Origin of the sequence: Nocardia sp. NPDC004860, from assembly GCF_040609015.1 — a bacterium.
Taxonomy (GTDB): domain Bacteria; phylum Actinomycetota; class Actinomycetes; order Mycobacteriales; family Mycobacteriaceae; genus Nocardia.
Map to the genome: position 1 here is coordinate 104,396 of NZ_JBEXJI010000016.1, position 16,670 is coordinate 121,065.

Below are 16,670 nucleotides of genomic sequence, written 5' to 3' on the forward strand. Positions count from 1 at the left end.
GTTCGCTCGTGTGGGAAGGCGAATCGAGGCTGAGAGTAGGAACCGGTGCGCGCCGATGTTTCTGCGGTGGGCCGGGCGAAAAACACGCATGGCCGCCGCCACCCACGGATCCGACTGCTGCCCCAGCTGCTGGCCGCGGCGGCGGAGGGTAATCCGTCCGGGATCGCACTGCGCGCGGGCGCGCAGTCGCTGACATATGCCGAGCTCGACGAGCGATCCACCCGCCTGGCGCGGGTGCTGGTGGCTCGGGGGCTGGGTCCGGGCGACCGGGTGGTGCTGGCGCTGCCGCGTTCACCCGAGGCGGTGGTCGCGGTCTGGGCGGTGGCCAAATCGGGCGCGGCCTTCGTGCCGGTCGACCCCGGCTATCCGCCGGATCGGGTGGCGCACATGCTCGCCGACGCGGGCGCGCGTTGCGGGCTCACCCTGGCCGCACTCCGCGACCGGCTCGGCGCTGCCCTCGACTGGCTCGAACTCGACGCGCCCGACTGCGCCACGCTCGTGGCCGACGCCTCGGCGGAATCCCTGCACTTCACCGAACGCACCCGCCGCCTGCACGGCGGGGACATCGCGTATGTCATCTACACCTCCGGCTCGACCGGGGCCCCGAAAGGCGTGGCCGTCACGCATTCCGGCCTCGCCGGGCTCTGTGCCGAGCAGTCCCGCCGCTTCGCCGTCACCGCCGAGTCCCGTACCCTGCACTTCGCCTCCCCGAGCTTCGACGCCGCCGTGCTCGAACTGCTGCTGGCCGTCGGAGCCGGCGCGACCATGGTGCTCGCGCCCGCGGACTGCTATGGCGGTGGCGAACTAGCGGACCTGCTGCGCGCCGAGCGGGTGACGCACGCCTTCCTGACCCCGGCCGCTCTGGCCGGACTGGCGGCGAGCGGGCTGCCCGACCTGGCGGTGGTGGTCGCGGGCGGCGAGGAGTGCCCGCCTGATCTGGTCGCACGCTGGTCGCCGGGACGGTCCCTCTTCAATCTCTACGGCCCGACCGAAACCACCGTCGCCGCGACCATCAGCGCCGCGCTGACCAGCGCGGACACCGTCGATATCGGTGGACCGATCGCCGGGGTGACCGCGCTCGTCCTGGACGCCCGGCTCCGGCCGGTGCCGACGGCGGTGGCCGGTGAGCTGTACCTGGCCGGGCCGGGCCTGGCACGCGGGTATCACGAGCGTCCCGGGCTGACCGCCACCCGCTTCGTGGCGCACCCGGATGGCAAGGGGGAGCGCCTCTATCGCACCGGTGATGTGGTGCGCTGGATCAGCGGCCGGGGCGGCGTCCCGGCGCTGCAATATCTGGGCCGCAACGATTCGCAGGTGCAGCTCCGGGGCATCCGGGTGGAGCTCGATGAGATCGACGCCGTCCTGTCCGCACATGAATCCGTGGCCTTCGCAATCACTCTCGTGCGCCGCCTGCGCAGCGGGGCCGATGGTGTGGTGTCGTACGTGGTGCCCGCATCGGACGCGATCGTGGATACCGCGAGCCTGGCCGAGTATGCGCGGCAACAGCTTCCACGTCATGCCGTCCCGGCGGCCCTCACCGTGATCAACGCCGTTCCGCTGACTCCGTCCGGCAAGCTGGATCGGGCCGCCCTGCCCGAGCCCACCGTCGCCGTGCGTTCGTACCGGCCGTCGTCGACCGCCACCGAGCGTGCCGTGGCCGCCGCCTTCACGGAACTGCTCGGAGTGGGCCGGATCGGCGCGGCCGACGATTTCTTCGAGCTCGGCGGAAACTCCCTGCTCGCCATCCGATTGGCCGGACGCCTGGGTGCGGATCGGGGCACCCGGGTGCCCGTGCAGTTGATCTTCGAGCATTCGACGGTGGCCGAGCTGGCAGCGGTCGTCGACGGGCTCGACGCCGGCGACCGGCCACCGCTGACGGCGCGGTCGCACCGCGCGACCCGGGTGCCGCTGTCGCCGGCACAGCAGCGCCTGTGGTTCCTGGCGCGCCTGGACCCGGGATCGGCGACCTACAACATCCCGTTCGCACTGCGCCTGTCCGGCGAACTCGACACGGCGGCTCTGGAACTCGCCGTGCGTGATCTGCTCGACCGGCACGAGGCGCTGCGGACGAGCTATCCCGAGCATCACGGCACCGGCCATCAGGACATCCGGTCCGCCGCCGCGGTCCAGTGGGATCTGGCGCCGGTCGACATCGCCGAGTTCGAGGTGAGGCCGCGGCTGACCGCATTGGCGGCCACGGGATTCGACGTCACCGCCGAGGTTCCGGTGCGGGTGCGGCTGTTCCGGATCGCCGACCACGAGCATGTGCTGGCCGTCGTGATCCACCACCTGTCCGCGGACGGCTTCTCGATGGTCCCGTTGACCCGCGACCTCATGACCGCCTACACCGCCCGCACCCGCGGCACGGCCCCCGACTGGCCGCCACTGCGTGTGCAGTACGCGGACTACGCGATCTGGCAGCGCGAATTGCTGGGCGCGGCATCGGATCCCGGCTCACTGCTGGCCACTCGACTGCGGTACTGGCGCGAGGCGCTGGCGGGCCTGCCCCCACTGCTGGACCTGCCCACCGATCGCCCGCGCCCGCCGGTCGCGTCGCATCGCGGTGCGGCCCGGCACTTCCGGGTGGACGCCACCCTGCACCGGGCGCTGGAGGAACTGGCCCGTGCCCGCGGCGTCTCGGTGTTCATGCTGCTACATGCGGCGCTGGCGGTCGTGCTGGCCCGGCTGGCCGGGACCACGGATGTGGCGGTGGGCGCGCCGGTCGCGGGCCGCGGCGAACCCGAACTCGACGATGTGGTCGGCATGTTCGTCAATACCCTGGTCCTGCGCACCCGCATCGACCCGGCGGAGAGCTTCGCCCGCCTGCTCGACCGGGTGCGCGCCATCGACCTGACCGCCCTCGCCCATGCCGAACTGCCCTTCGAACGGCTGGTGGCCGACCTGGACCCGCCGCGCAGCCGGGCGTATCACCCGCTGTTCCAGGTGGCTCTGTCCTTCCAGGAATTCGGCGCTCAGGTGCTGCGGCTGCCCGGTCTGACGGTCACCGCGGCCGATCTCGGTGAGACCTTCTCACCCGTCGATCTGCAATTGACCGTCGTCCCGCAGCGCGACGCCGAAGGTGCTGCGGGACTGAACTGTTCGTGGCGGTACGCCGTCGATCTGTTCGACGATCCGACCATCGCCCGGCTCGGCGCGCGGCTGACCGCGCTGCTCGCTGCGGTCACCGCCGACCCGGAGCGGGCGGTCGGGGACCTGCCGCTCACCGAGGCTGCCGAACTCGCGACCTTCGTGACGGCCGGGCCGAATCACGCGGTGCCACACAGGTTCATGTTCGACGCGTTCACGGACCAGGCCCACCGAACACCCGACGCGATTGCGGTGACCGGAGAAGGTGCCGCACTGACCTACGGTGAGCTCGCCGAGCGATCGAATCGCCTGGCACGCACGCTGATCGGGCTGGGCGTCGGCCCTGGTGCCAGGGTCTGCGCCACGCTGGATCCCGGCCCCGATCTGGTGGTATGCCTCTACGCCGTCGTGCAGGCCGGTGGCGCGTTCATGCCGATCGACCCGGGCCAGCCCGCCGACCGGATCGAGGCCATGCTGGCCGCGGCCGCGCCGGTGTGCACGGTGACGGCCGATCTGCTGAATTCCGCTGAGCTGTCCGGGTTCTCCGCCGATCCGGTGACCGACGCCGATCGGTTGCGGCCGCTGCGCGATCAGGACCTCGCCTATGTGATCTTCACATCCGGGTCCACCGGCCGCCCCAAGGCCGTCGGCGTCCCACATGCCGCCCTCACCGGCTACATAGCGTTCTTCACCGCCGAATACCAGCTGACCGAACGCGATACCTATCTCCAGTTGGTGCCCGCTACTTTCGACGCCTCGCTGATCGGTGCCACGGTCCCGCTTGCCGTGGGTGCGCACCTGGTGATCCCGTCGGGTCCGGGCCGCACCGATCCCGGGCACCTGGCCGATCTCATGGCCCGCCACCGGGTGTCGGCCTTCCTCGCCGTGCCGTCTCTGCTGCGCGCGCTGCTGGACCATGCTCCGGCGGGAGCCTTCGGGGCACTGCGTGTGGTGTGGGCCGGTGGTGAAGCCCTGCCCGCCGAGCTGATCGCGCGGTTCACCGCCGCCGGCCCGGCCCGGCTGCACAACCTGTACGGGCCCACCGAGGCCACCATCTCCGTGACCGGCGCCGAGGTCACGCACGTGGGCGACGCACCGGTGTCCATCGGTGCGCCGCACTGGAATTCGCGCGCCTACGTCCTCGATTCCCGGCTGCACCCCGTGCCCGTGGGCACGCCCGGGGAGCTGTACGTCGCGGGTGCTCAACTCGCCCGCGGTTACCTCGGACAGGCGGGCGCCACGGCGGATCACTTCGTAGCCGATCCCTTCACCACTACGGGGGAGCGCATGTACCGGACCGGCGACCTGGTCCGGCGTACCCATCGCGGTGGCCTGGAATACCTGGGCCGCACGGACTTCCAGCTCACGCTGCGCGGCCTGCGCATCGAACCCGGTGAGGTGGAGGCCGCACTGCGCGCGCACCCCGCCGTCGCCGAGGCCGTCGTGGCGATCCGCCGGGGCCGGCTGGTGGGATATCTGCGCACCGGCGAGGCCGGCGCGGACCTCTCCGACGTGCTCGCGACGGCCCGAAAGCGGCTGCCCGGCTATATGATTCCGGCCCAGCTGACCGTGATCCAAGCCTTCCCCCTCGGACCGACGGGCAAACTGGACCGGTCCGCGCTACCCGATCCCGAACTCCCGGTGCGGGAATACCGTGCCCCGGAGACACCCGAAGAACTGGTCATTGCGCAGGTGCTCAGTGCGGAACTGGGCATCGATCGGGTCGGCCGCGAGGACGACTTCTTCGTGCTCGGCGGAAACTCACTGTCCGCCATCCGGGTTCGCGCCGCCCTGGCCGACCGGCTCGGCCTTCCCGTGCCGCTCACTCACCTCTTCGCCCATCCACAGGTGCGGGAACTCGCCGCCGCGCTGCGGCCGGATTCGGCCCCGACCGGCGCAGAACCCGACCCCTCGGCCGACACGGCCCTGGCCCCGGAAATCACCGCCGCGGGCCTCCCCGCGCCGCGCCCCGGCGAGCCCGCCGCCATTCTGCTCACCGGTGCGACAGGATTCCTCGGCGTCTTCCTGCTGCGGGAGCTGCTCGACCGAACCTCCGCCACCATCCACTGCCTGACACGCGCCCGCGATGCCTCCGCCGCCCGCGACCGGATCTCCGCGAACGCCACCCGCTTCGGCATCGACATCTCCGCCGACATCCATCGAATCGCCGCTGTCCCCGGCGATCTCACCCGACCCTTGCTCGGCCTGACCCCGGCGGAATTCACCGAACTGACCCTGCGGATCGACGTGATCTACCACAACGCCGCCCTCGTCAACCACCTCGAGCCGTATGCCCGTATGCGCGACGCCAACGTCGGCGGCACGGTGGAGGTCCTGCGACTGGCCACCACGGGTCGCTGCAAGCCGGTCCACTACATCTCGACCGTCTCGGTCGCCGACGTCGCGCTCCCGCACGGTCTGCCGGGCTACGTCGCTACGAAATGGGTTGCCGAACACCTCGTCCGGACCGCCGCCGAGCGCGGCCTGACCGCTCGCGTCTACCGCCCCGGCCTGATCACCGGCGATTCCCACACCGGCGCCGCCGGCACCGACGACGCCTGGTGGACCATGCTGCGCGCCATGCTGGTCCTCGGCCTCGCACCCGAGCTGCCGGACGCCGAGGTCGCCATGTTGCCCGTCGACCAGGCGGCCGCGGCCATCGTGGCCGCGGCATCCGAGCCCTCGGGGCCCGGCACTGTCGGCTTGCTGCCGGGAAGGACTTTGTCCCTCAAATCCATTCGCGACGAACTCCTGGGCCGGGGCTATCGAATCGACCTCGTCGACCCGGCCGAATTCACGACCGCGCTGCTGACCGCGGCCGAACAACCCGGAGCCGATGACCTGCTGGTGCGGGCGGCCGCACTCACCGTCAACTATTCGACCGAGATCACCGGGGCCCCGAGCGATCCGGACTCCGCCTGTCCCGGCGCCGACCAGGTGACCCTGAAGCGCTACCTCGACTACTACGTCGCCACCGGCTTCCTCCCACCGCCGCCGCTGTGACCCGGATCGCGCGCCCGGAATCAATGCCCGTCGCCTGCGTTGGCACTGACCATGACTGCGGCACTGCGGGCGATCCGCTTCTCCATCCTGGACCGCTCCCGGGTGCGCCTGGACCAGCCGCACCCGGAGGCCCTGCGCGAGACCGTCGAGTTCGCCCGGCTCGCCGAGGAGTGGGGCTACTACCGCTTCTGGGTCTCCGAACACCACAGCGTGCCCGGCGTGGCCGGGTCCGCGCCGACGGTCCTGGCCGCCGCCATTGCCGCGGCCACCTCCCGCATCCGCGTCGGCACGGGCGGCGTGATGCTGCCCAATCATCAGCCGCTGATCGTCGCCGAACAGTTCGGTGTCCTGGAATCGCTGTATCCCGGCCGCATCGATATGGGCCTGGGCCGCTCGGTCGGCTTCACCGGCGGCGTGCGCCGCGCCCTCGGCCACGACCGGCGCGACGCCGAGGACTTCGACGCCCAATTGTCCGAGCTGCTGGCCTATTTCGCGGGTGGCCGCCAGGGGGTGCACGCCTGGCCCGCGGAGGGCCTGCGGGTGCCCGCCTTCCTGCTCGCCACCGGTTCCGGGGCCGAGCGTGCCGCTCGCTTCGGCCTGCCCCTGGTCATTGCGCCCGTGTCCGGTGTGGACGCCATGGTGGAGGCGATCGAGCGGTATCGCACCGGCTTCCGACCGGGCCCCGGCGGCGACGAACCGTATGTCGTCCTCTCCGGCTCGGTCGTCATCGCCGACACCACCGAGCAGGCCCACCGCCTGCTCCTGCCCGAGGCCTGGTCGGCGGCCTGGTCCCGCACCCGCGGCGAATTCCCGCCCCTGAGCCCGCCCGAGCTCATCGAGCGCGAACCCATGACCGATCGCCAGCGCGAGCTGTTCGAGGCAGCCCTGCGCGGCCACATCCACGGCACCGAATCCGAGGTCCTCGCCGACCTCGACCGCCTGGTGCGCCGCACCGGGGCCGACGAATTCCTGGTCCACACCAGCACTTACGACCGCACCGCCCGCTTGGAGTCGCACCGCCGGCTCGCGAACGCGGTAGGACTGCGCGCCGACGCGGAAGGTCGGCGCGCCTCAGTGTGAGCCGTGCCAGACGCCGTCATGCGCGCGGTGGGTGGACAGGTAGGCCGTGCCGGTGAGCAGCGTGTCGTAGAAATCCAGGTCGATGTGCTGGGCCTGGAGGTAGTTCATGATCCAGACCGTGGGCACCGTGCCCGGGAACTTCCCGAAGGTCTCGTCGATGTAAGTCGCTTGGAGAGCGACGAATTCGCGGAAGCGGCGGTCCCACGGCGCGGCGGCGCCGCGAACGCCCGGGGTGTCGGCGAAGGGCCCCGGCGTGGCCGGGTGGTACGGCCCGCCCGGCCCGAACTTGCGCTCGGCCAGCGCCTCGACCGCGGCGGCCATGGACTCGTGGTGCGGACGGCAGAACGCCTCGAACACCCCGGGCAGCCCGGTGGGATTGGGGAACGGCCACTCCGGATCGGCGTCATAGCGGAACCCCAGGCCCGGGACTTCCGGATCGCCGGACGCCCCCAGCACGGTGAGCCGGTCGATGCCGTCGAAGGTCCACCCGCCCAGGCCCATGGCACCGAGCAGCAGATGGCCGTTCACCACCGCCGCCATGAGCTCCGCGGTGGCCTCGGTCAGCGAGTACTGCTCGATGAAGCTGAGCGGGATCGGATCGGTGAAACGCAAACGGTCCCGGTACTTTTCGACGCCCGGGATCTCGCGCTTGTTGATGTCGTCGTACAGCGCGAACCCGTTCTGGACGAAGAACCCGATATTGGCCAGCAGCTGCTGTGCCACATCCGCGACCGGAATCACCAGCAGCGAGCCGGGGTGATTGGCGATCCAGGTGTTGTGGCCCTCCAGGTACGGCTCCTGGCGCGGAATGTGAATGCGCTTGTCCGACAACCGGATCACCCGCGCCAGCAGCGCGTTCAGCTGGTCCTCGGCCGCACCTTCGCCCTCGGCGTAGGTCGCCGTCGGTGGGGCGTCGCGGGTCGGCAGGAAGTAGGTCCCGGAGTCGTCGGTGAAGAAGAACTCGCTGGTGTGGAATCCGGCCGCCGAGGCAAAAGTGCGTCCCGTCGCCGACCCGCTGTAGTTCGGCCACGCGGGCGCGTATCCGGGATGGTGGCTGATCCCGAAATGCCAGCCGGTCCAGCCCGCGACGGTATTGAGCACCACCGCCCGCTCCAGCTCGCTCAGGGCGCGTGGGGCGTGCTTGCTGGTGAACGCCAGCGGGCCCGCCGGGATACTCCCGCCCAGCGGAAATCGCCGGGAGCGCCGCCCGTAGATGGCATCCAGCAGCGGGAACCGCGCCAGTTCACGCAGCGCGTCCCGTTCGCCATCCCCAAGAGTCAAGGGCGGCAATCCCATAGAGCTCGTATCCGGCATGGTTCTCCTAAGGTGAACGGAAGGTGAACGGAACTTGACCAAAAGGTCGATGGTGGGCCATAATTGCCGCTCTGTGCCTCGCAACCCGCGAGGTTTGTGCAATCGGTATTACGCCGGCGCAACTCCGGAAGGAGGGCTGTCATGGCTTTCATCAACTTCTCTCGTAACCCGCTGACCGTGCTCTCGGTCCTCGCAGAGCGTTCCCGCTCGGCGCTGACCGCTCAGGAGCGGGCCAATCTGCGGTCCACGCGTGCCCGCGCCGCGATCTTCAGCGCCGCGCTGGGCGCCCACAGCACCCGCTGAGCCCGGGCTGCGCAAGGCCACCGGGCCGACGCCCGCTGTCTCGAAACATTCGGGGCGGCGGGCGTTTTCGTTATTCGGCCGGCCGCCAGCGGAGCTCGCAGCCAGGCCGGTGGTCTGGTTCGCGCGCTCCCTGGCGTGCCACCTGTCGACTCCCAATCGACCGTCATAGCCGAAAAGTATCAGGTCGGGATCGGGAATTTGTGACCGGTCTCACGCTTGAAACCGACGTAACGTCAGGTTTTAGCGTGGGTAGAGCACACCGAAAGGGAGGCGCGATGGGTGAGCGGACCTGGCGGGTCGGGGAATTGGCCCGGGAGACCGGGGTGACCGTACGGACGCTGCATCACTACGACCGGCTCGGGCTGGTGACGGCGTCCTCGCGCACCGGTGGCGGGCATCGCTGCTACGGCGAGGCGGACGTGCGGCGGCTGCATCGCGTGATCGCGTTGCGGGACTTCGGGTTCACGCTCGAGGAGATCGCGGGCGTGGTCGCCGACGCTCCGGATCAGGACCCCCGGGACCTGGTCCGCCAGCAGCTCGAGGTGCTCGACCGCCGGATCGCACAGGCCCTGCGCCTGCGCGCCCGCCTGCTCGGTGTGCGCGACGGCCTCGACCGCATGGCCGAGCCGTCGGCACTGGAGTTCCTGCGATTGATCGAGGAGATGGTGGCCATGAATCAGCCCATGACACTGGAGGAATTCACCCGGCTCGCCCAGCAGCGCGAGGCCCGCATGCGGGAGCTCACCGAGGAACAGCGCGCCGAGTTGTTCCAGCGCCGCGAGGCCGCCTTCGCCGCAGTGAGCGCCGAGGATGTCGAGCGCATGCAGGAGGAGCGGCGACGCTACCTGCCGCCCGGCTTCGAACCCGGTGGCGCGCAGGGGTAGTCGCGTCGGCGAGTGTGGCCCCGGTGTCCGGCCGGGGCCACGCTTTCCGCGAACTCGGGACCCGATCGATCCGCGACAGCCTCGATCGAGCCCTCGGCAAGGTGCTGCAATCCGAACTCGGCGCGTACCTGGAGACGGCTGCCCGCCGCCGTGCACAGGACTGAACCGCGCTGTGCCCCGGTGATCAGCGGAGGGCGGCGCGGGCCCCGGCGGCCTCGAGCCTGATCCGGGCCGCCTCGGCGGCATCCTTGTCGACCTTCTCCAGGACCGCCTTGGGGGCCGCCTCGACCAGGTCCTTGGCCTCCTTGAGGCCGAGGCCGGGAATGATCTCCCGCATGGCCTTGATGACCTGAATCTTCTTGTCCCCGAAGGATTCCAGGATGAGATCGAACTCGCTCTGCTCGTCCGCGGCCTCGGCCGGCGGCGCGTCCGCCACGGCCTGGACGGCCACGGGCGGCGCGGCGGTGACACCGAACTCCTCCTCGAACGCCTTCAGGAACTCCGAAAGCTCCAGCAGCGTCATACCTTTGAAAACGTCGAGCAACTCGACAATGGTCATCTTGGCCATGATGTACCCCTTGCAACGCTGACCAGGCGATACGAACAAGTCTAAGCGGGCGGGGCCGCCAAGGTCATCAGATATTCGCGTTCCCCGCGTGTCAGCGGGCGTGGCGCGCCGCCGTCGATGGCGACCAGCGTGGAAGTGGCGGAGAGATACAGGTATTCGGCGTCGCGGACCTCGTGGGCCAGGGTGAACGAGGTGGTGCCGATGCGTTCCACGACCGAGGTCACGGTGACCGGCGCGGCCCGGAAGAGCAGCGGCATGCGATAGGCCAGGCGCTGGCCCGCGACCACCACCCGCCACGGGGCGCCGCCGGATTCGTGGCTAGCCGGCAGAGATTCGTGGCTACCCGGCAGGGATTCGTGGCTACCCGCGAGAGACTCGTAGCGGCCCAGCAGATCCGAGCGGGCCTCATCCAGGTACTGGGCGAACACCACATTGTTGAGGTGCTGCTGCGCGTCGATGTCGGTGCGGCGCAGCTGGATGTCGTAGGTGTGCATCAGGCTCCCAGATCCTTCAGCAGGTGGCACTGATCCTCGGGCAGTGGGCGCGACCTCTGGGTGGCCGGGTCGAAGGCGACCATGGTGCACACGGCCGTGGAGTACACCACGTCCTCGTCCCGGATCTCCTGCTGCAGCGCGAACGACGAGGTGCCGATCTTGGTCACCCAGGTCTCCACCCGCACCGGTTCCTGGCGGTAGCGCAGCGGCGTCAGGTAGTCGATGTCCATCTGCGCGACCACATTGGCGCCGCCGAAACCCCGCGTCCAGAACAGGTCGATCCGGGATTCCTCCAGGTAGCGCAGGTGCGCCGCATTGTGCACATGCCCGTCGGCGTCCATGTCGGACCACCGCAGGGGGCACAGGAAAAGGTGTCGGGCCACCCCGCATTCATATCAAGCGTGCCGAGGTGATTCAGCTCATGCCAATTCGGGGCGGCAACCTCCGGGCCAGTGCCGGATGGCCGAATCTGCCAGAGTCGTGTCATTGACGCCATTGGGGCGGAGACCGCAGGCTGAAGGCATGCGGGTGGTGCTGATCGTGGTCTTCGACGGGTTCCAGCTGACCGATCTCGCCGGGCCCGCCGACGTGTTCACCGGGGCGGCCGCGCTCGGCGCGACTCCGGGCTACCGGGTCGAACTGGCCGCCGCGCAGGCCGGTCCGGTGCGTTCCTCGTGCGGCATCGAGGTGACCGCGGCGCACGGGCTCGGCACCTGGGACGGACCGCTCGACACGCTGCTCGTGGTGGGCGGGCTGACCGTATGGGCCGCGGCCGGGGACGCCGAGCTGGTGACCGGCATCCGGCGGCTGGCCGCCGGCTCGGATCGGGTGGGCTCGGTGTGCTCGGGCACCTTCCTGCTGGCCCGGGCCGGACTGCTGGACGGTCGCCGCGCCACCACGCACTGGGCGGGCGGCGAGCTGCTGGCCGAGCAGTTCCCGGCCATCACCACCGAACCCGACCGCATCTATGTGCGCGATGGGCCGATGTGGACCTCGGCCGGGGTGACCGCGGGCATCGACCTGGCGCTGGCCATCGTGGCCGCCGACCACGGGCCGGACCTGGCGCGCGAGGTGGCGCGCTGGATGGTGGTGTACCTGCACCGGCCGGGCGGGCAGAGCCAGTTCAGCGCGCCGCTCGCGGCCAACCCGCCCAAGCGGAATTCGCTGCGGGCGCTCCAGGTCTGGATGGAGGAGAATCCGGAGGCGGATCTCTCGCTGCCCGCGCTGGCCGGGCGGGTCGGCATGAGCATCCGGCATTTCTCCCGAGTCTTCGCGGGCGAGACCGGGACCACCCCCGCCCGCTATGTCGAGCAGGTCCGCGTGGCCGCGGCCCGGCGCCTGCTGGAGACCACCGACCAGCCCATGGACCGGATCGCCGCCGCCGTCGGGCTCGGGAGCCCCGAGACCCTGTACCGAATCTTCCACCGCCAGCTGGGCATACCGCCGGGCGAGTACCGCGCCCGGTTCACCACATTCTGAAAGGGGGAGTGTCCCATGACATTCCAGATCGCCATTGTGCTCTACCCGGGTATGACCGTGCTGGACGCGATCGGGCCGTACGAGGTGCTGCGGATGATTCCGGACAGCGAATTGCGGTTCGTCTCCAACGAAGTCGGACCCATCGTCTCCGACAGCGGAGTGCTGGCGCTGGGCGCGACCCACACCTTCGCCGAGACGCCCGCACCGGATCTGGTGCTGGTCGGCGGATCCGAGGCCGCGACCACCGAGGCCATGGCCAATCGCGAGCTCATCGAGTGGCTGCGGGCCGTGCACCCGAACACACAGTGGACCACCTCGGTCTGTTCCGGTGCGCTGATCCTGGCCGCCGCGGACATCCTGCGTGGTCATCCCGCCACCACGCACTGGGCCGCCCAGCCCGCGCTGGCCGCGTTCGGGGCCGAGTCGCGCCCGCACGACCGGATCGTGCACAGCGGCAAGATCGTCACCGCCGCCGGGGTTTCCGCCGGAATCGACCTCGGGCTGTGGCTGGTCGGCCGGATCGCGGGGGAGCAGGTCGCGCAGATGACTCAGCTCTGCATCGAATACGACCCGCACCCGCCGTTCGACACCGGTCACCCGGACAAGGCGCCCGCCGAGATCATGCGCAAGGCGCGCCTGGAGATGACCAAACGCGCCGCCACGCCCCGCCTTCCGGTCGATCTGGCCACCACCTTCTGGCGACTGACCCTCAACCGCATGCGGGAACGCGCCGCCGCCAAGCGCTGACTTCCCCTACCGCCGGAAGGGTGACCGAAATGCTCGGCGACCACTGCGCGACGACCGGACTCGAAATTCCCCGGCGACGAGCGATGACTTTTCGTCGGCGCGGCAGTCTATATACGTGAACTGACGTTCGAATTATCCGTCGAGTCAAAAGAGTTGATCTTTCATGACCGTATTCGCCATCTATGGGGCCACCGGTCACACCGGTCGCCTGGTCGCCGCTGATCTCACCGCACGGGGAAAAGAGGTGGTGGTGTCCGGGCGGGATCCGGATGCTCTGGCTGCCCTTGGTTATTCGCGGGTGATGCCCGCCGCGCTGGATGATCCGGCGGCACTGCGGGCGCTGGCCGAGGCCGCCGACGTGATCATCCACTGCGCGGGGCCCTTCGCCACCACCGGACTGCCGGTCGCCACCGCCGCCGTCGAGGGCGGTTGCCACTATGTCGATCACGCGGTGGAGGTACACCACGTCGAGCGGCTGTTCGACAGCTTCACCGAACCCGCGCAGCGCGCCGGTATCACCATGCTGCCGAGCGTGAGTTTCTATGGGGGACTGGGTGATCTACTGGCCGGTGCGGTCGCACGCGGGATCCCCGACATCGACCGGATCACGGTGGCCTACCACGTCACCAACTGGATGATGACCCACGGCGCGGTGGAGACCGCGCGGCTGCTGTTCGCCGACACCGATCGCATCGGCTACGAGGACGGCGAGCAGCGGTACGGATTCGTGGAACCGCGACAGGCGATCTTCGCGTTCCCGCCGCCGGTCGGGCCGCGGCCCATGATCGCGCCGGTGCCGTTCCCGGAAGCGGTCACGGTGCCCCGGCACACCCGCACCAGAGCGGTGGAGGCGCAGCTGACCTCGCGCACCTTCGAGGAGGAGCAGGCCTTCGCCAGTGAGCAGGTGGACGCGGCCGCTCGCGCGGCGAGCGAATTCATGATCGCCGCACAGGTTCTCGCGCCCGGCGGCTCCGCGGCCGGGACGCTGACCGGCCGGGACCTGTGGTCGGCGGCCGCGCTGGCTTCGGTGGAAGCCGCGGTGCGGCTCACCGACGGCGGCGCCAAGAGCGGAGTCGCCAGTCCCGGTGAGGCTTTCGACGCCGTGGACTTCCTGACCGGCCTCGCCGCGCGCGGGGCCTTCGAACTGCGGTTGCCGGCGACGGCGTGAGGAGCAGAGCAATGGAACCGATTCTCGTCACCGGCGCGGCCGGCGGAAGCCAGGGCGGTACCGGGAGGCTGGTCGCCGAAACCCTGATGCGCGCGGGCCTGCCGGTGCGTGCCTTCGTGCACAGCGATGACGGCCGGGCGGCCGAGCTGAAGGATCTCGGCGCGGAGGTCGTCGTCGGCGATCTGCGCGAGATCACCGCCGTGACACCCGCCCTGCAGGGTGTGCGCCGGGCTTATTTCACCTATCCGGTGACCGCCGGAATGCTCGACGCCACCGCGGTTCTCGCGGCCGTCGGCCGTCAGGCTGGGCTGCAGCGCGTGGTCGCGACGTCACAGCTCGGCTCCGATCCGCAGGCGGGCACCCCGCACATGCGGCGGCACTGGGTGGCGGAACAGGTGCTCGACACCGCCGGCATCGGCGCGGTGCACCTGCGCGCGGCGGTGTTCTACGAGAACCTGCGGGTGGCCATCGGCGACCGGGGGGAGTTGGCGCTGCCGCTCGGCTCGCCCGACACCGTGCTGCCGCTCATCGCGGGCGCGGATGTGGCCGGGGTCGGTGCGGGCGTGCTGCGCACCGAGGGCCCGGTGGATCCGGTGCTGTGGCTGGCGGGCGAGATCATGACCGTCGGCGAGGCCGCCGAATTGTTCGGCGTCCCCTACCGGAACGTCGATCCGGCGGAGTGGTCGGAGTGGGCCATGACCGTCTACCGCGACGCGGTGGCCGTCGAGCACCTGACCCACCTGTGGACCATGTTCGCCGCCATCGGATCCGGTCACGAGCTCTTCCGCGTGACCGAATCCATCGAGCGGTTCACCGGCCACCCGCCGATCACCCTGCGCGAGTTCGTCACTTCGGCGTGAGGAAGTCCTCCAGGAAGTTGCCCAGGCGCTCGGCGCGCGTGGCGATGCTGCGGTTGGACTGCACATAGTCGTCGATGCCCTGCTCCTGGGCGTCCTTCAGGTACCCGGGCAGCGGCTGCTGGATCTCGGTGTCGATGGCCTGCGCCAGCAGCTGTGCCATGGTGTCCCGCAGCGGATTTCCGCTCGCCGCCTGATTGTCGAGCTCCAGGCGGCCGTTCTCGGTGGAGTAGTCGTAGAGCTCGAACTCCTGCTCGGACGACGTGTCGATCTGGATGCGGCCGTCCAGCCATTTCGAGTAGGAGGCGAACTTGGCGTCGGCCGTGCGCACCATGGCCACGTGGCCGGGCGCGTTGTGGTCGAACAGGATCGCCGCCTCCTCGATGGTGGACTCGTCGGTGGTGTGCGCGATCCACGGGCGTCCGGCGGCGGAGGCATTGCGGCACAGAGCGGCCAGGTCCAGGCGGCCGCGCAGATGCTCGTAGCGATCCCCGGCCCGCCAGTCAGCGCCGCCGGTGGCGATGGTCAGCAGCAGGGGCGCGAGGTCCACGCTGGAGGTGAGTTGCGTACGGGCGCTGGTGGAATCGGTGGGGCTGAGGTATCCGCGCGGGTCGTGTACGTACAGCGGCACCCGGACCGCCTCGTCGTAGGCGCCGCCGCCCTTGCCGTGCAACCCGTGCGATCCGGCGTAATCGCCGTGATCGGAGGTGAACACGATGACCGTATTGGCGGCGACGTCCGGTCGCGAGTACAGCGTGTCGAGCACCCGGCCGATCTGCCCGTCGACCTGCTGCTGCAGCCATAGGTACAGGTTGCGCATATCGATCCAGGCCTGGGTGGCCTCGGGCGTGCCGTAGGGCGCGAGCCCGAACGCCACCACCGACGCCTGCACGAGTGCCATCTGCAGCCGCGGTTTGGCCGAAAGCTGTTCCAGCGATTCGAAATTCCCGGGCAGCTGGTCCATCCAGCGCGGCAGGTCGAGGTTGGCCTGGTCCCGGCGGGTCCAGCGCGGCCAGTACTGGATGTCGTGCGGATTCACCAGCGACACCGTGGTGCACCACGGCGACCCGCCGGAATCGTGCTCGAACCAGTCCACGAAGTCGTCGACGATCTTCGGATCGGCCTGCAACCCTTGCCCCGGCGCGCCGTTCGGCGACGGGTAGGTGCCGCCGCCGAACCCGTAGGCGTCCAGCGCGCCCGGCGTGCGGTCCGGGTAGTGGCCCAGATGCCACTTGCCCCACCAGGTCGTCTCGTAGCCTTGCTCGCGCAGCATGGAGCCCCAGGTCGGGAAGCGCGGGGACAGCGTGGATTCCGAGACCACCATGCAGCCGGTCTGGTGGCTGTAGAGCCCGGTCACCAGCGCGCCGCGGGAGGCGGTGCAGTCGTTGGCGGCGGTGTAGTGCTGCTCGAACGAGACACTGCCGTGCCGGATGCGAGCCAGATTGGGCAGCAGCTGATCCAGGGTCTGCTGATCGGGGAACCAGGCGGGTGCCCGCATCTCGTCGACGATGACGACGAGGATGTTCGGTTTGCCCGGGTCCATATCGGCCCGGGCCCGGGCTGCCGGACCGGTCGCCGTGGCGGCCACCGCCGCGGTCACCGATGCCGCTGCTCCCGTCAGGAATCCGCGTCTGCCGAACAAGGGGCCTCCTACTGCCGAAGTGGCGATTCCCGGGCAGCGTAGGA

At 70.2% G+C, this 16,670-nt stretch carries 14 protein-coding genes; 9 read left to right on the top strand and 5 right to left on the bottom strand.

Features of this window, described 5'->3' with window-relative positions; genetic code table 11:
- Window positions 1–66 precede the first annotated feature (66 nt).
- On the top strand, window positions 67–6,090 hold the full coding sequence (locus ABZV44_RS26570) for an amino acid adenylation domain-containing protein (protein ID WP_354841592.1): 6,024 nt from the start codon (window positions 67–69) through the stop codon (window positions 6,088–6,090).
- A 51-nt stretch (window positions 6,091–6,141) separates the two neighbouring features.
- Window positions 6,142–7,170 (top strand): LLM class flavin-dependent oxidoreductase, encoded by a 1,029-nt coding sequence (locus tag ABZV44_RS26575; RefSeq protein ID WP_354841594.1) that lies wholly within the window; start codon window positions 6,142–6,144, stop codon window positions 7,168–7,170.
- Here the strand turns inward: ABZV44_RS26575 and ABZV44_RS26580 are convergent.
- Window positions 7,162–8,466 carry a hypothetical protein gene (locus ABZV44_RS26580; protein ID WP_354841820.1) on the bottom strand — a complete coding sequence of 435 codons (1,305 nt, stop codon included), beginning with the start codon at window positions 8,464–8,466 and terminating at the stop codon, window positions 7,162–7,164. The genes ABZV44_RS26575 and ABZV44_RS26580 overlap by 9 nt on opposite strands.
- Before the next feature lie 159 nt (window positions 8,467–8,625).
- Here ABZV44_RS26580 and ABZV44_RS26585 point away from each other — a divergent pair, with 159 nt between their 5' ends.
- The 3 genes from ABZV44_RS26585 (at window position 8,626) to ABZV44_RS26595 (ending at window position 9,835) form a co-directional block, all read left to right on the top strand.
- The gene (locus ABZV44_RS26585) at window positions 8,626–8,787 is read left to right on the top strand and encodes a hypothetical protein (protein ID WP_354841596.1); all 162 of its coding nucleotides are present in this window, start codon (window positions 8,626–8,628) and stop codon (window positions 8,785–8,787) included.
- A 275-nt stretch (window positions 8,788–9,062) separates the two neighbouring features.
- The gene (locus tag ABZV44_RS26590; protein ID WP_354841599.1) at window positions 9,063–9,671 is read left to right on the top strand and encodes a MerR family transcriptional regulator; all 609 of its coding nucleotides are present in this window, start codon (window positions 9,063–9,065) and stop codon (window positions 9,669–9,671) included.
- Between the two features lie 23 nt (window positions 9,672–9,694).
- Entirely contained in the window at window positions 9,695–9,835 is a 141-nt protein-coding gene (locus tag ABZV44_RS26595; RefSeq protein WP_354841601.1) for a hypothetical protein, read from the top strand.
- A gap of 20 nt (window positions 9,836–9,855) precedes the next feature.
- Here the strand turns inward: ABZV44_RS26595 and rplL are convergent, their stop codons facing one another.
- Genes rplL through ABZV44_RS26610 form a run of 3 tightly spaced genes read right to left on the bottom strand, consistent with a single transcriptional unit; the run spans window position 9,856 to window position 11,116 of the window.
- Complete coding sequence (gene rplL, locus ABZV44_RS26600) at window positions 9,856–10,239, bottom strand: 50S ribosomal protein L7/L12 (protein WP_354841604.1); 384 nt, start codon at window positions 10,237–10,239, stop codon at window positions 9,856–9,858.
- A 41-nt stretch (window positions 10,240–10,280) separates the two neighbouring features.
- On the bottom strand, window positions 10,281–10,733 hold the full coding sequence (locus ABZV44_RS26605; RefSeq protein ID WP_354841606.1) for a thioesterase family protein: 453 nt from the start codon (window positions 10,731–10,733) through the stop codon (window positions 10,281–10,283).
- Complete coding sequence (locus tag ABZV44_RS26610; RefSeq protein ID WP_354841609.1) at window positions 10,733–11,116, bottom strand: thioesterase family protein; 384 nt, start codon at window positions 11,114–11,116, stop codon at window positions 10,733–10,735. Before ABZV44_RS26610 ends, ABZV44_RS26605 begins: the two co-directional genes overlap by 1 nt.
- Window positions 11,117–11,255: 139 nt before the next feature.
- Here ABZV44_RS26610 and ABZV44_RS26615 point away from each other — a divergent pair, with 139 nt between their 5' ends.
- The 4 genes from ABZV44_RS26615 to ABZV44_RS26630 all read left to right on the top strand — a co-directional run bounded on the left by ABZV44_RS26615 (window position 11,256) and on the right by ABZV44_RS26630 (window position 14,987).
- The gene (locus ABZV44_RS26615; protein WP_354841611.1) at window positions 11,256–12,212 is read left to right on the top strand and encodes a GlxA family transcriptional regulator; all 957 of its coding nucleotides are present in this window, start codon (window positions 11,256–11,258) and stop codon (window positions 12,210–12,212) included.
- A gap of 15 nt (window positions 12,213–12,227) precedes the next feature.
- A complete protein-coding gene (locus ABZV44_RS26620) occupies window positions 12,228–12,959 on the top strand; it encodes a DJ-1/PfpI family protein (RefSeq protein WP_354841613.1) in 732 nt (243 codons plus the stop codon).
- Between the two features lie 163 nt (window positions 12,960–13,122).
- Window positions 13,123–14,127, top strand: a complete 1,005-nt coding sequence (locus tag ABZV44_RS26625) for a saccharopine dehydrogenase NADP-binding domain-containing protein (protein ID WP_354841616.1) — start codon at window positions 13,123–13,125, stop codon at window positions 14,125–14,127.
- Between the two features lie 11 nt (window positions 14,128–14,138).
- Window positions 14,139–14,987: an NAD(P)H-binding protein gene (locus ABZV44_RS26630; RefSeq protein ID WP_354841619.1), complete on the top strand. Its 849-nt coding sequence runs from the start codon at window positions 14,139–14,141 to the stop codon at window positions 14,985–14,987.
- Here the strand turns inward: ABZV44_RS26630 and ABZV44_RS26635 are convergent.
- Complete coding sequence (locus ABZV44_RS26635; protein ID WP_354841622.1) at window positions 14,974–16,626, bottom strand: sulfatase-like hydrolase/transferase; 1,653 nt, start codon at window positions 16,624–16,626, stop codon at window positions 14,974–14,976. The genes ABZV44_RS26630 and ABZV44_RS26635 overlap by 14 nt on opposite strands.
- Between the last annotated feature and the right edge of the window lie 44 nt (window positions 16,627–16,670).

Excerpts from the sequence above, each read along its gene's own strand:
- ABZV44_RS26615 (WP_354841611.1), top strand. The coding sequence starts at position 11,256 with ATGCGGGTGGTGCTGATCGTGGTCTTCGACGGGTTCCAGCTGACCGAT.
- ABZV44_RS26580 (WP_354841820.1), bottom strand. The coding sequence starts at position 8,466 with ATGGGATTGCCGCCCTTGACTCTTGGGGATGGCGAACGGGACGCGCTG.
- ABZV44_RS26575 (WP_354841594.1), top strand. The coding sequence starts at position 6,142 with ATGACTGCGGCACTGCGGGCGATCCGCTTCTCCATCCTGGACCGCTCC.
- rplL (WP_354841604.1), bottom strand. The coding sequence starts at position 10,239 with ATGGCCAAGATGACCATTGTCGAGTTGCTCGACGTTTTCAAAGGTATG.
- ABZV44_RS26620 (WP_354841613.1), top strand. The coding sequence starts at position 12,228 with ATGACATTCCAGATCGCCATTGTGCTCTACCCGGGTATGACCGTGCTG.
- ABZV44_RS26605 (WP_354841606.1), bottom strand. The coding sequence starts at position 10,733 with ATGCACACCTACGACATCCAGCTGCGCCGCACCGACATCGACGCGCAG.
- ABZV44_RS26585 (WP_354841596.1), top strand. The coding sequence starts at position 8,626 with ATGGCTTTCATCAACTTCTCTCGTAACCCGCTGACCGTGCTCTCGGTC.
- ABZV44_RS26630 (WP_354841619.1), top strand. The coding sequence starts at position 14,139 with ATGGAACCGATTCTCGTCACCGGCGCGGCCGGCGGAAGCCAGGGCGGT.
- ABZV44_RS26625 (WP_354841616.1), top strand. The coding sequence starts at position 13,123 with ATGACCGTATTCGCCATCTATGGGGCCACCGGTCACACCGGTCGCCTG.
- ABZV44_RS26590 (WP_354841599.1), top strand. The coding sequence starts at position 9,063 with ATGGGTGAGCGGACCTGGCGGGTCGGGGAATTGGCCCGGGAGACCGGG.